The following is a 13,487-nucleotide window of genomic DNA, read 5'->3' as shown; positions in this document are numbered from 1 at the left end:
ATGTCTGCTATTGTCATCGCTATTGTTGTACTTACAATACTCGCGCTCGTCTTTGGTGTCTTACTTGGATTTGCCGCAGAGAAATTTAAAGTTGAAGGCAACCCTCTAACCGATCAAATCGAAGCGCTTTTACCACAAACTCAATGTGGTCAGTGTGGTTATCCAGGATGCCGTCCATATGCCGAAGCCATTGCTAACGGCGATAAAGTCAACAAGTGTCCGCCGGGCGGCACAGCTACCATGGAAAAGCTTGCCGATCTGATGGGTGTCGAACCTGAGCCGCTTAGCGCTACTGAAGCCGTTCAAGTAAAGAAAGTCGCCTTCATTCGTGAAGAGGAATGTATCGGTTGTACTAAGTGTATCCAAGCCTGCCCTGTCGATGCGATTTTAGGTTCAGGCAAGTTGATGCATACCGTCATTACTGACTACTGTACAGGCTGTGATCTGTGCGTTGCGCCCTGCCCGGTAGACTGTATCGACATGCTACCCGTAGAACAAACCACCAAGACCTGGAACTGGCAGCTAAACGCTATCCCAGTTAAGCAGTTGCAAGAGGAAAAGCCGTGTTAACTTTATTAGAGCAAATTGATAAAGGGACGCTTTGGCGCTCACATGGTGGTGTTCACCCTCCAGAATTAAAATCGCTTTCTAACAAGACCATCATCAGTGAGCTACCACTTGCCAGCCAATATATTTTGCCACTGACACAGGTTGGCGATAGTGCGCTACTGGCAGTTAAAGTTGGCGATCGCGTCCTAAAAGGTCAGAGCCTGACTAAGGGAACCAGCTTCGCTTACAGTCCAGTGCACGCGCCAACATCAGGTTTTATCACCCAGATCCAGCCTATGCCAAGCAACCATGCATCCGGCATTGCGGTACTCAGTTGTGTTATTGATGCAGATGGTGCAGATGAATCAGTTGAGGTTGTCGAAGCCGATGTATCATCTTTAAGCAATCAAGAGATCCTCAGTAAAATTCAGCAAGCTGGTATTGCAGGCCTTGGCGGAGCGGCGTTTCCAACCCACATCAAGCTCAGCCCTGCCAGTGATATTGAGCTGGTAATCATCAATGGTGTCGAGTGCGAACCCTATATCACCTCGGACGATCGTCTGATGCGTGAGCATAGCGATGAGATCCTTTCGGGCATTGCGATTATTCAGAAGCTGCTAAAGCCTAAGCGGATCATTATCGCCATCGAAGATAATAAACCCGAAGCCATCGAGGCTATGCAACATGCGCTTAATCGCAGCGAGTTAGCGACAGATAGCGCCAGGATCACCGCAGTTCCCACCAAGTACCCTTCAGGTGGTGAGAAACAGTTAATTCAGATCTTAACCGGCCAAGAGGTGCCATCGGGCTCTATTCCAGCTCAGCTAGGCATGTTAGTACAAAACGTCGGTACGGCTTACGCTATTCACGATGCCGTGGTAAATGGGCTAGCATTGACCCGCCGAGTAGTAACCGTAACAGGTTTAAACAGCCAAGCACCGGGTAACTATTGGGTTCCGATTGGTACGCCTGTGAGCCATCTGCTACAACAGTTAGGCTTTAGCGGTGATCTGGCCCAAGACAAAGTGATTATTGGTGGCCCTATGATGGGTCACTCTCTACCAGATACCTCTGCGCCCGTACTAAAGGGCACAAACTGCGTTCTATTGCCTAGCAGTGAAGAGATCGCTCCAGAGCAAGCAGAGAAGCCCTGCATTCGCTGCGGTGAATGCGCAGTTGTCTGCCCGACTCTACTGTTACCTCAGCAACTGTTTTGGCATGCAAAAGCCGAAGAGTACGATAAGGCCGCAAGTTTTAACCTACATGATTGTATCGAATGTGGTTGCTGTAGCTATGTTTGTCCAAGTGATATTCCACTGGTTGAGTATTACCGTATCGCTAAATCTGCAATACGCACCCAAACCGAAGAGAAGAAGCAAGCAGACTTTGCGAAACAACGTTTTGAAGCAAGAGTACAGCGCCTAGAAGAGGAGAAACTTGCTCGAGAGGCCAAAGCCAAAGAAGCGGCTGAGCGACGCAAGACAACGATGTCTAGCGGCGATAGAGACGCCGTTGCTGAAGCGATGGCGCGTATCAAGGCGAAGAAAGCAGCCGAAAGTCTGCAAGTTAAGACAACGCCTGCTGCTGACGATAAGAAAGCACAAGTTGCAGCAGCGGTTGCCCGTGCCAAGGCTAAAAAAGGCAATACAAACGCTCAGGTTGACGCCCAACCAACAACTGGCGCTACACCAGCTGATGATAAGAAGGCACAAGTTGCAGCAGCGATTGCCCGCGCTAAAGCCAAGAAAGCGACACAAGCAGAATCGCCTGATGCCGATACTAAAACGGAGGCTATGACTGCGCCTGTCAATACAGCAGTAACTGACAAGAAAGCGCAAGTTGCGGCAGCCATTGCTCGTGCCAAAGCTAAGAAAGCTGCGCAAGCGGGCACGTCTGAGGCCGATGTTAATGCTGAGCCAATACCAACTACAGTCGATACAGCAGTAACTGATAAGAAAGCGCAAGTTGCTGCAGCTATCGCCCGTGCTAAAGCCAAGAAGGCAGCACTCGCGGCTAGCAATGATGGCACCCAAGTGCAGCATAGCGAGGTGGACACAACCACGGCGGTTAGTGATAAAACCGACTCTGAGAACGCTATAGTTCAGAGCTCTGTCATTAAACCATGTGGAGCTGAGACCTCTACAACTGATTCAGCCGAAGATGCTAAAAAAGCCCGTATCGCCGCAGCAGTGGCTAAAGCCAAGGCTAAAAAGCAGTCGCAAGCCATAGAGCCTCAGCCTAGTAAAGCCGCTGATAGTGAAATCTCAGCTGCTCCAGACTCTGATATTCAAAGGTCTGATATTCAAAGCTCTGATACTCAAACCAATGATGCAAAGACTTTTGTAACTGAGACCTCTGTAACAGACACCCCTGTCGCCGAGTCTGCTGCAGATGTGAAAAAAGCCCGTATCGCCGCAGCAGTAGCTAAAGCCAAAGCTAAAAAGCAGTCTCAAGCCTTGGAGTCTCAGCCTAATAAAGTTGCTGATAGTGAAACCCAGAATACTCAAACCTCGAATGTTCAAGTATCGAAAGCTGAGACTTCAGTAGCTGAGTCGGTTGAGCCTGAGCTAGCTGAGACAAAGTCTACCGAAACCCTGTCAGCTGACGATGCGAAAAAAGCCCGCATCGCTGCAGCAGTGGCCAAGGCAAAAGCGAAAAAGTTGCAGCAAAAATTGCAGGAAAAGGAATAAACCATGGCGTTTAAGTTAGCCTCATCACCTCATTTGAAGGTGAAACTCCAGACCCAAAGTGTGATGCGCCGGGTTATTTTATGTACCCTTCCCGGTATCGCCGCCCAATGCTATTTCTTTGGCTGGGGCGTGCTCATACAGGTGATGCTAGCCATTGTTGTGGCATTAGCAGCCGAAGCTGCTGTACTGGCTCTGAGAAAGCGAGCCGTACTTGCAACGATTAGCGATAATAGCGCCGTATTGACTGCTATCTTGCTAGGTGTTGCCATCCCACCCATCGCGCCTTGGTGGTTGGTGGTGATAGGCACCCTGTTTGCCATCGTTCTGGTTAAGCAGCTCTATGGTGGACTCGGTCAAAACATTTTCAACCCGGCTATGGCCGCTTATGTCATGCTACTGATCTCTTTCCCTGTGCAGATGACGAGCTGGTCAATTCCAACGGCTATTGCCCAAAATCCAATGGATATTGGCTTAACGCTACAGGCTATTTTCGGCTCAATGAGTGCGGAGCAGCTAAACCTGTATAAACTTGGCTTTGACGGCATCGCAATGGCAACCCCACTCGATACCGTTAAGACAGATCTATCTTTAGGATTAACGACCACTGAGAGCCTAAGCAAAGCGATATTTAGCGATGGCTATGGTATTGGTTGGTTTTGGGTCAACATGGCTTACCTCGCTGGCGGCTTGGTCATGTTAAAGCTCAAGGTTATCCGCTGGCATATTAGTTTTGCCATTATTGCTTCGCTATTTGTCTGTAGCAGCTTTGGTTATCTGCTAAGCCCTGATACCCATGTTGGGCCTTTGCTACAGCTGTTTTCCGGTGCAACCATGCTCGCAGCTTTCTTTATCGCAACCGATCCTGTTACCGCAGCAACCAGTGTTCGAGGACGCTTACTGTTCGGCGCTATTATCGGTGTATTGGTTTATGTTATTCGTACCTATGGAGGCTACCCCGACGCCTTTGCATTTGCCGTCTTACTGGCCAACCTCTGTGCACCATTTATCGACTATTACGTCAAGCCACGCACTTATGGTCACCGTACGGGCAACTGAGCATAAAGAGAATTTATTTTGAAAAAATCAATGTTAAAAAATGGTTTGCTTCTAGGTCTATTTGCGCTTTTGTGCACAGGACTAGTCGCTGCTGTAAACCAATTTACTTACGACAAAATTAAGCAACAAGAGCAGATTGAGCTAGCTCGTGTACTTCATCAGCTCATCCCTGATGAGATCCACGACAACGAACTCACTGGTCACTGTATCTTACTCAACTCGGCGGAGTTTTTAGGCACAGACAGCTCTCTGCCCGCTTATGTCGCGACAAAAGACAATAAAGGTGTCGCGATTGCCATAGAAACCATCGCTCCCGATGGCTACAACGGCAATATCCGTATCATTGTCGGGATAAGCGATAAGGGTGAAGTCTTAGGTGTTCGCACCTTGTCCCATCAGGAAACCCCTGGTCTTGGTGATAAGATTGAGCTAAGAAAGTCTGACTGGGTACGCTCATTTGATGGACTGTTTTTACTATCAGATGAAGACAAGCGCTGGAACGTTAAAAAGGACGGCGGTGACATAGATCAATTTACCGGCGCAACAATTACACCACGAGCCTATGTCAAAGCAGTTAGAAATGCCGTTAGCTATTTTAATGCTAATAAGGCACAGCTATTGTCGACACCTGCCAATTGCGAGGTTGGAAATGAGTGATTATAAAGAGCTAGCCAAACAAGGTCTCTGGAAAAATAACCCTGGACTAGTACAGCTTCTGGGTCTATGCCCTCTTCTTGCGGTTACCGCAACCTTAACCAATGCCTTAGGCCTAGGCCTAGCGACCATGTTGGTTTTGATTGGCTCTAATATCTTGGTTTCTCTAGTGCGAGATTTTGTACCAAAAGAGATCCGTATTCCGGTGTTTGTGATGATTATCGCAGCACTAGTGACAACAGTGCAGCTGCTTATCAACGCTTACGCTTATGGCCTGTACCTGTCACTAGGGATCTTCCTGCCACTTATCGTCACCAACTGTGTGATTATCGGCCGTGCAGAGGCTTTTGCTTCACGCAATAATGTTACCAAATCAGCCTTTGATGGACTGATGATGGGCCTAGGTTTTACCCTAGTCCTATCTATATTGGGCGCGGCCCGTGAAATATTGGGCCAAGGTACGCTATTTTATGGTGCCGATCAGTTGTTAGGTGAGTGGGCTAAATCATTAACGATTCAGATCTGGCAAGTTGATACCAGCTTCCTATTGGCCATGTTGCCGCCTGGCGCCTTTATTGGCATGGGCTTACTCATTGCACTTAAAAACGTTATCGACCAATACTTGGCTTCCAAACAACCTAAAGTGGAACAAGAAGCGCCGACTCGTGCACGTATTACAAAAGTGAATTAGGCCACAGCAACAATAATAAAACACACGATACGGATACTAGACAATGAATACAGAAAAACGCCGACAGATCCTTGAAAGACTAAGAGAAAATAACCCTCATCCAGAAACTGAGCTAAATTTCTCAAGTCCCTTTGAACTGTTAGTCGCTGTAACGCTGTCAGCACAGGCTACCGATGTCAGTGTCAATAAGGCTACCGATAAACTCTTTCCGGTAGCCAATACGGCACAAGCAATTGCTGACTTAGGTGTTGAAGGTTTAAAGCCTTACATCAAGACCATTGGCCTGTATAACAATAAGGCCATTAATGTCGTTAAAGCCTGTGAAATCCTAGTCGAGAAATACAATGGCGAAGTGCCGGAAGACAGAGAGGCGCTTGAATCGCTTCCTGGCGTTGGTAGAAAGACGGCTAATGTGGTGTTAAACACCGCTTTTGGCTGGCCTACGATTGCCGTTGATACTCACATAGATAGAGTCGCAAACCGCACTAAATTCGCTATCGGCAAAAACGTCGTTGAAGTGGAAAAGAAACTGTTAAAGGTCGTTCCAGCAGAGTTTAAGGTCGATGTGCATCACTGGCTTATTCTGCACGGTCGTTATACCTGTATCGCACGTAAACCTCGCTGCGGAAGCTGCATAATTGAAGATTTATGTGAGTTTAAAGATAAAGTCTATCCAGAGGAATGATCCTGTTTAGCAGGGACAATCAAGAACAACATAAGCAAACCTAGAGTCATAAAAACAAAAAAGCCGCTATTAGCGGCTTTTTGCTATCCATAGGTTTATACCGATTGGTATTAGTACATACAGATAAAGAAAACAGTTAAAAACGCAGCAATGATTGCAGTAAGACCCAGTGACATTTTCAGTTCAGTTTGCATGGTGTTCTCCTTAAAATATTGAACTAATAGTATAAGAAACAGGGGACTTTCTCAGACTAATTTAGGTATTTTGTGATCCATGCCAGACTAAAGAAATTGATCTCGCTCAATTTTTACAAAGTGTATCTATCATCATAAATTTCGATATACTTCGGCTCACTACCCTATCACTTGGATATTTATCATGGCACAACTACTACATACCATGCTCCGCGTTGGCAACCTTGAACGCAGTATCGAGTTTTACACCAAAGTATTAGGCATGAAGCTACTTAGACAAAGCGAAAACAGCGAATATAAATACACCCTAGCTTTTGTTGGCTACGATGAAGAATCAACTGGAAGTGCGGTGATAGAGCTGACCTATAACTGGGGCACTGAATCTTATGATCACGGTAACGCCTTTGGCCATATTGCTATCGGCGAAGAAGATATCTATGCACGCTGCGATGCTATCGCTGCTGCAGGTGGCAAAGTAATCCGCCCAGCAGGTCCTGTTGCTGGCGGTACAACTGAAATTGCATTTGTAGAAGATCCTGATGGCTACAAGATTGAGTTTATCCAGATGAGTTCTGCCGAGAAAGGCTTAGGCTAAGTTTTGGTTCTTTTCATCTGAGATAAAAAAAAGCGCCTTTCGGCGCTTTTTCTTTAAGGCAAATAGCGATAGCTATTTAGAAGTTCATGGTTACACCAGCAAAGTAAGTACGACCGATTGTGTCGTAAACTTCTGGTACAGTACCACCGTCACTACCGTTAGATACTTTTGATGGTTCTACATCAGTAAAGTTCTTAACACCCGCACTTAGCATCCACGCATCGTTGATGAAGTAAGAAGCAGAGACGTTGTGGTATAGAACCGAATCAACTTTATTGCCCTTAGCTAAATCATCCATTTCACCGATATAACGGTTGAAGTACATTACACTCCAATCATCTTGACCAGCTTTAATCGTGAAGTTATTACGTAACTCAGCATAAGCACCGAAGTTACCATCGATTGTACCAGTGTAATCTTTACCGTCTTGCTCAAAGTTCAGCAAGTGAGTGGTGTCGTTGCTGATAACCCAGTCTAGACTCAACGCTTCGAAGCTATATGCCAAGTTAAAGTCGATACCACTCGTATCTTGGAAACCAACGTTAGTCAATGAGTTAGTCAAGTTAGACAGATCACCATCTGGACCAATTTTAAATGTTTCACATGCTGAAGCATCGCCGCCATAACAAGCATCTAGACCAGCTTGAGTATCAAGACGCGTAATTGCGTTCTTTACTTTAAAGCGCCAGTAATCGACTGTTAATGACAAACCATCAACATAGCTTGGCGAGTAAACAAGACCAGCTGTGTATGACTCAGACTCTTCAGGCTTAAGATCTTCATCAGAAGTACGGTTAACTAAGATCTGAGGATCTTTTTCGTTACCCCAAGGATCGTCTAGGTAATCGTAAGAACCTGAATCACCACCATATAACTCACTTACACTTGGTGCACGGAAACCTGTTGCAGCAACAGTACGGATCATTAGTTCGTCAGTCGCTTCATAAGTTAAACCAATTTTCCAAGTCGATGCATTACCAAATGTAGAGTAATCATCAAAACGTAGTGCAAATTCACCAGTTAGCTTATCGGTAAACGGTACGCTCACTTCTTGGAATACCGAGATAACATTGTAGCTACCATCAGTCGGGTCTTGTTGTGCTGCAGTACTTTCACCTGCTACGACAATTGGATCTGGGTTATAGTAACCGCTCTCATAACGGTATTCGGTACCGATTGCGAACGCCACTGCACCTGCATCTAAGTCAAATAACTCACCGTTAAGACCTGCTGAGAATACATGCTGCTCGTTACCACCATTAGACTCTTGATCGTATGAAACACTATTTAGTAATTCTTGATCTGTCATCGGCTGACCCGTTAACCACGGAGCTTGGTCAGCATAGATAGCCTCTGCCATCAGGTTAGCGTTAACTGAATTCTCTACGCCTGTTTTAGCTTTGTTATTACCATAGGTGTACGACATATCCCAGTTCATACCCGTATTGATATCTAGCGAGCCTTCAAGGCCTGCAGAGACACGCCAGGTGTCAGTGTCCTGGTTATAAATACGAGGACCAACATCATTCATACGTTTTCTATAGTTAACTTGACCATTTTTGTCTGGTGTAATACCAGCATCGATCATGTCTTGATCAAGCTCTAAACATTTCAATGGATCATCACCAACCTTGCAAACGTCTAACATGATATTTGCAGGTTGCGGTGCTAACTGTTGGTTTGACTTACGCTTTGTATAAAGCACGTCACCAGTTAAAACGATATCGTCACCTAGCTCTTGAATCATGTTAGCGAACAAGCTGTAACGCTTACTTGGTGTTTGATAAAAGCTATCTTGGGTATAATCATAACCTTCTTCACGGTCAACCCAGTTGCCATCTTTATCTTTAACCTTACCGCCTAAAGAACCGTTAGGAATGAATGAGCTTGAACCTGGATCTGTCCAGTCACGGTCTGACTGAACTACGCCGCGACGATCTGAGTAAGCAGCACCAAATGTATAGTTGCCAGAGTCGGTATTGAATCCGTAAAGCGCACTGATCTCACCGTTTTCGCCGTCACTCTTATCGGTCATGCCGCCAGTAAGATCAACTTGGAAACCTTCAAAATCTTTCTTGGTGATAATGTTAACTACACCAGCAATCGCATCAGAACCGTAAACAGCAGATGCACCATCTTTTAAGATTTCAACACGGGCAATCATAGCAACTGGGATTGAGTTAAGATCAACTGCACTATCGGCACCCGAACCAGAGTTAACCATGCGACGGCCATTTAACAAAACAAGCGTACGCTGTGAGCCCATACCACGTAGATCAACCTGTGCAATACCATCTGCACCGTTGTTTGTACTAGAACCAACAGCGGCACCCGCCATTGATGTTTGCGCTTGTAGAATTTCATCTACAGATGTAAAACCTTCAGCACGGATTTCATCTGCGCCAATTACAGTTACTGGCGAAGCCGTTTCCATATCTTGACGTTGAATGCGGGAGCCGGTAACAGCAATGCGTTCTACATCGGCACCGACTTCTTCAGCAAACGCTGTATTTGACATGGTAAAAGCGCTGGTAGAAACCGAGGCGATTAAACCCAACTTAATCGCAGAGGCCAATTTAGATGGTCTGTTCATTATGTAATACTCCCTAACCTATTTATTTTTATATACACGTCATTTGTTATTCTTGACGTTGATATGGATACTGCAATTTCACGTTTAAAGCGTCAATCAAGCAATTTATTAACCATTGACACTATTTTGTTAAAATAAATAAGTTAAAACGTAACAACACTTATTCGCGCATCGCCAGCATAATGAGATCTTCGTCACGCAGCAGTTCGATACACTACAAATAAAGGCATAAACAGCTAAATCACCTAAAAACAATGCAACGTTTTTTTAACCACGCCAAAAACAATAAGCGTGACACGCATCACAAAAACAACTCCTTAAGTTTAGTAAGGGACTTACTTTTAATGATATTTTTTAGATATTGCTCATGTTTTTTAGTGCCATTTTAGGCTAGCAGTCAGTCTAGATTCAGCTTTAATAACCTTAAAAGTCGTTACTTGTGAACAAATGTTATAAAGCTCAGTTTTGGCTTTCATGACGATTGCAGCAACAGAGCCTAAGTTGATAAATAGCGATGTTAAGCGTAGAAACTAGCGACTAAGCACTATCGACAAATATGACTCAAGCTGGAGAGTAAGAGCCTGAAAACATCATGACGGGAAAGAAGAGCTATATAAATAGGAGTATTATTGAGCTTGGATCATTTCGAAGTGAAATTCGGGGCCAAAGCGCCCCGAATTCATAGGAGGGTTGAACATTAGAGCAGAATCAAAGTTGTCTCTATATACACTAAATATTTGGCTGAATAATATTAAAGTGAGTATAGGCTCGAGGAGTAGCTATCCGTCCTCTTGGGGTTCTTTGGATAAAACCTTGCTGAATTAGAAATGGTTCTAGCACATCTTCAATGGTTTCTCGCTCTTCACCAATGGCTGCCGCAAGGTTATCTAACCCCACAGGTCCACCCATAAACTTATCAATAATGGCAAGCAGTAGCTTTCTGTCCATATAATCAAACCCCTCGGCATCAACATCTAACATGTCTAATGCTTGCTCAGCGACGATTTTGGTAACGGCTCCGCTATGTTTGACCTCGGCAAAGTCTCGCACACGCCTGAGTAACCGGTTAGCGATACGCGGCGTACCACGTGATCGGCGCGCAATTTCGATAGCGCCTTCATCGTCAATCTCAAGCTCCATCACTTTAGCTGAACGCGTCACAATGCTTGATAAGTCTTTAACGTTATAAAATTCGAGTCTTAGTGGTATGCCAAAACGCGCTCTTAATGGCGATGTCAGTGCTCCGGCACGCGTTGTAGCACCAACCAGTGTAAATGGTGGCAGATCCAGCTTGATGGAACGGGCTGCGGGCCCTTCTCCAATCATGATATCCAGCTGATAATCTTCCATCGCCGGATATAAAATCTCCTCAACCACGGGGCTTAAACGGTGGATTTCATCGATAAATAGTACATCGTTAGGCTCGAGGTTCGTCAGCAGCGCCGCTAAGTCTCCCGCCTTTTCAAGTACGGGGCCCGATGTAGACTTGATATTCACACCCATTTCATTAGCAACAATCATCGCTAATGTGGTCTTACCTAAACCTGGCGGGCCATAAATCAGCATATGGTCTAACGCTTCGCCGCGTTTCTGTGCCGCTTCGATAAAGATCTTTAACTGCGCACGCGTATCATCTTGACCAGTATATTCATCCAGCAGTTTAGGTCGCATTGCGCGATCAACGGCTTCGATTTCATCGCGCTCAATTATGTTTGGCTGTATGAGTCGGTCAGCTTCAATCATCTATTTTCCTTAAAGCATCGATTTCAGCGCTGATTTAATCAGCTCTTCTGAACTCATGCCATCTGTATAAACCGCCGAAACCGCTTTGCTTGCTTGTGCAGGTTTGTAACCTAAAGAGAGCAGCGCAGCGATTGCATCTTCTTCTGCGGTATTAACCGCTTCAGGGACCTTATAGTTGGATTGCAGCATAAATTCTCGCTCTGAGCCAACAGAGGCTTCCATCAGGCTCTTGAGTTTATCGCGCATCTCCACCAACAATCGTTCTGCCGTCTTCTTACCAACACCAGGTAACTTAACGAGTGTGGCGATATCGTCACGCTCGACACAAGCGACAAATTCACTTGCAGTCATTCCCGATAAAATCGTTAACGCAAGCTTAGGACCAACACCGTTGGCCTTAATCAGTAGCCTAAATAGGCTTCTCTCTTGCTTAGAGACGAAACCATATAGCAGCTGCGCATCTTCTCGTACAACAAAGTGCGTATAAATAACAGCTTCTTGACCTAATTCCGGCAGCTCATAAAAACTGGTGAGGGGCATTTGAATTTCATAACCCACCCCAGAAACATCCACTAGCACCTCAGGTGCCTGCTTCTCTATTAATAACCCGCGAATTCGACCTATCATTTATATCGTCCATATGTTCTAACATTGGCTCTGCCACCAAGGGCGACCAAACTCTGGCAAGTATGATAATGACACACAGCCACACCTAGCGCATCTGCAGCATCGGCTTGCGGAGCGCTTGGTAATTTGAGTAGCTGCTGGATCATATGCTGTACTTGGGTTTTCTGCGCACGTCCCGTACCCACCACCGCACTTTTAATTTGCGTCGCGCTATATTCAGCGACCGGTAGGTTTGCTGCAGTTGCCGCAACGATTGCAGCACCGCGAGCCTGACCAAGTTTAAGTGCTGAGTCGGCATTTTTTGCCATAAACACACGCTCAATAGCAAACTCGTCGGGTTGGTATTGTCTGATGATCTCAGAAAGACCATCGAAAATTTGCTTCAAGCGTATGGGGAGCTCGTCAGAGGTTGTACGAATACAACCACTGCCAACGTAGATCTGCTGACGACCAACGCAATTAATCACGCCATAGCCAGTGATCCTAGAGCCGGGATCGACTCCTAAAATTATTGCCATATAAGCTTTATTCCAGACCTTCCATCACTTCGTCAGAAATATCTGCGTTATGATAAACCTCTTGAACATCATCATGATCTTCTAAGTTATCAATTAAACGCAAAAATTTTGGCGCAGTATCGGCATCTAACTCGGCTTTAGTCGATGGGAACATGGTCACCTCAGCATTGACAGACTCAAGACCTGCTGCGTCTAAGGCATCTTTCACACTACCAAAATCTTCAGGAGACGTGAGTACATCGATAGAACCGTCTTCATTGGTCACCACATCTTCAGCACCCGCTTCCAATGCCGCGTCCATTACCGTGTCTTCATCAACACCTTCATACGAGATGATGCCCTTCTTATCGAACAGGTAAGCAACCGAACCATCGGTACCTAAGTTACCACCAGACTTACTAAATGCATTACGCACGCCCGATACGGTACGGTTTTTATTGTCAGTCATGGTTTCAACTAACACCGCGGTGCCACCTGGACCATAACCTTCATAAATAATGGTTTCCAACACTTGACCATCTAGCTCACCGGCACCGCGCTTAATTGCACGCTCAACCGTATCTCGGGTCATATTATTTGATAACGATTTGTCGATAGCGGCACGTAAACGTGGATTTGAGTCTGGATCGGAGCCGCCTTCACGAGCCGCTACAGTCAGCTCACGAATAAACTTTGTAAAAAGTTTGCCACGTTTTGCATCTTGAGCCGCTTTACGATGCTTGATGTTGGCCCATTTACTGTGTCCTGCCATATCTTTCTCCTAAATGCCTTTTATACCCAAACTACCTGAAAAACTGAAAGAAATAACTAAATTAATGTGCAAGTGACTTGGGTATAGGGGGAATTACTGTTTGGTCTCAATTAGTCGAAAAAAAAGCCGAGTCTTAACTCG

Annotated in this window: 12 protein-coding genes; 7 read left to right on the top strand and 5 right to left on the bottom strand. The window is 45.5% G+C overall.

All coding sequences use genetic code 11. The features are described from left to right. The 7 genes from rsxB to gloA all read left to right on the top strand — a co-directional run bounded on the left by rsxB (position 1) and on the right by gloA (position 7,114). Complete coding sequence (gene rsxB / locus JMA39_RS02545) at positions 1-570, top strand: electron transport complex subunit RsxB (RefSeq protein ID WP_202720255.1); 570 nt, start codon at positions 1-3, stop codon at positions 568-570. Beyond that, the gene (gene rsxC / locus JMA39_RS02540; protein ID WP_202720254.1) at positions 564-3,239 is read left to right on the top strand and encodes an electron transport complex subunit RsxC; all 2,676 of its coding nucleotides are present in this window, start codon (positions 564-566) and stop codon (positions 3,237-3,239) included. Before rsxB ends, rsxC begins: the two co-directional genes overlap by 7 nt. 3 nt (positions 3,240-3,242) lie before the next feature. Continuing rightward, positions 3,243-4,295: an electron transport complex subunit RsxD gene (gene rsxD / locus JMA39_RS02535; RefSeq protein ID WP_202720253.1), complete on the top strand. Its 1,053-nt coding sequence runs from the start codon at positions 3,243-3,245 to the stop codon at positions 4,293-4,295. An 18-nt stretch (positions 4,296-4,313) separates the two neighbouring features. Then, positions 4,314-4,952 carry an electron transport complex subunit RsxG gene (rsxG, locus tag JMA39_RS02530; protein WP_202720252.1) on the top strand — a complete coding sequence of 213 codons (639 nt, stop codon included), beginning with the start codon at positions 4,314-4,316 and terminating at the stop codon, positions 4,950-4,952. After that, entirely contained in the window at positions 4,945-5,640 is a 696-nt protein-coding gene (locus JMA39_RS02525; RefSeq protein WP_202720251.1) for an electron transport complex subunit E, read from the top strand. The genes rsxG and JMA39_RS02525 overlap by 8 nt, the downstream gene beginning before the upstream one ends. Before the next feature lie 43 nt (positions 5,641-5,683). Further along, positions 5,684-6,325: an endonuclease III gene (nth, locus tag JMA39_RS02520; RefSeq protein ID WP_202720250.1), complete on the top strand. Its 642-nt coding sequence runs from the start codon at positions 5,684-5,686 to the stop codon at positions 6,323-6,325. A 378-nt stretch (positions 6,326-6,703) separates the two neighbouring features. Continuing rightward, positions 6,704-7,114: a lactoylglutathione lyase gene (gene gloA, locus JMA39_RS02515; protein ID WP_202720249.1), complete on the top strand. Its 411-nt coding sequence runs from the start codon at positions 6,704-6,706 to the stop codon at positions 7,112-7,114. Positions 7,115-7,190: 76 nt separating this feature from the next. On the opposite strand, the gene JMA39_RS02510 is transcribed toward gloA, so the two are convergent. The 5 genes from JMA39_RS02510 to JMA39_RS02490 all read right to left on the bottom strand — a co-directional run bounded on the left by JMA39_RS02510 (position 7,191) and on the right by JMA39_RS02490 (position 13,346). Beyond that, positions 7,191-9,707: a TonB-dependent receptor plug domain-containing protein gene (locus JMA39_RS02510; protein WP_202720248.1), complete on the bottom strand. Its 2,517-nt coding sequence runs from the start codon at positions 9,705-9,707 to the stop codon at positions 7,191-7,193. 729 nt (positions 9,708-10,436) lie between these two features. After that, complete coding sequence (ruvB, locus tag JMA39_RS02505) at positions 10,437-11,450, bottom strand: Holliday junction branch migration DNA helicase RuvB (protein WP_202720247.1); 1,014 nt, start codon at positions 11,448-11,450, stop codon at positions 10,437-10,439. A gap of 9 nt (positions 11,451-11,459) precedes the next feature. Continuing rightward, positions 11,460-12,077 carry a Holliday junction branch migration protein RuvA gene (gene ruvA, locus JMA39_RS02500; RefSeq protein ID WP_202720246.1) on the bottom strand — a complete coding sequence of 206 codons (618 nt, stop codon included), beginning with the start codon at positions 12,075-12,077 and terminating at the stop codon, positions 11,460-11,462. Continuing rightward, positions 12,074-12,595 (bottom strand): crossover junction endodeoxyribonuclease RuvC, encoded by a 522-nt coding sequence (ruvC, locus tag JMA39_RS02495; RefSeq protein ID WP_202720245.1) that lies wholly within the window; start codon positions 12,593-12,595, stop codon positions 12,074-12,076. The genes ruvA and ruvC overlap by 4 nt, the downstream gene beginning before the upstream one ends. A gap of 7 nt (positions 12,596-12,602) precedes the next feature. Further along, positions 12,603-13,346, bottom strand: a complete 744-nt coding sequence (locus tag JMA39_RS02490; protein ID WP_202720244.1) for a YebC/PmpR family DNA-binding transcriptional regulator — start codon at positions 13,344-13,346, stop codon at positions 12,603-12,605. Between the last annotated feature and the right edge of the window lie 141 nt (positions 13,347-13,487).

The organism is Shewanella schlegeliana (genome assembly GCF_016765635.1).
In the GTDB taxonomy this organism is placed as follows: Bacteria; Pseudomonadota; Gammaproteobacteria; order Enterobacterales; family Shewanellaceae; genus Shewanella; species Shewanella schlegeliana.
The sequence above is the reverse complement of the archived record's forward strand: the minus strand, read 5'-3'. Positions and strand labels throughout refer to the sequence as shown.

Bases quoted from the DNA above. Each gene is read 5' to 3' on its own strand.
- rsxD (WP_202720253.1), top strand. From the start codon at position 3,243: ATGGCGTTTAAGTTAGCCTCATCACCTCATTTGAAGGTGAAACTCCAG.
- rsxB (WP_202720255.1), top strand. From the start codon at position 1: ATGTCTGCTATTGTCATCGCTATTGTTGTACTTACAATACTCGCGCTC.
- ruvB (WP_202720247.1), bottom strand. From the start codon at position 11,450: ATGATTGAAGCTGACCGACTCATACAGCCAAACATAATTGAGCGCGAT.
- JMA39_RS02525 (WP_202720251.1), top strand. From the start codon at position 4,945: ATGAGTGATTATAAAGAGCTAGCCAAACAAGGTCTCTGGAAAAATAAC.
- ruvC (WP_202720245.1), bottom strand. From the start codon at position 12,595: ATGGCAATAATTTTAGGAGTCGATCCCGGCTCTAGGATCACTGGCTAT.
- nth (WP_202720250.1), top strand. From the start codon at position 5,684: ATGAATACAGAAAAACGCCGACAGATCCTTGAAAGACTAAGAGAAAAT.
- ruvA (WP_202720246.1), bottom strand. From the start codon at position 12,077: ATGATAGGTCGAATTCGCGGGTTATTAATAGAGAAGCAGGCACCTGAG.
- JMA39_RS02510 (WP_202720248.1), bottom strand. From the start codon at position 9,707: ATGAACAGACCATCTAAATTGGCCTCTGCGATTAAGTTGGGTTTAATC.
- gloA (WP_202720249.1), top strand. From the start codon at position 6,704: ATGGCACAACTACTACATACCATGCTCCGCGTTGGCAACCTTGAACGC.
- JMA39_RS02490 (WP_202720244.1), bottom strand. From the start codon at position 13,346: ATGGCAGGACACAGTAAATGGGCCAACATCAAGCATCGTAAAGCGGCT.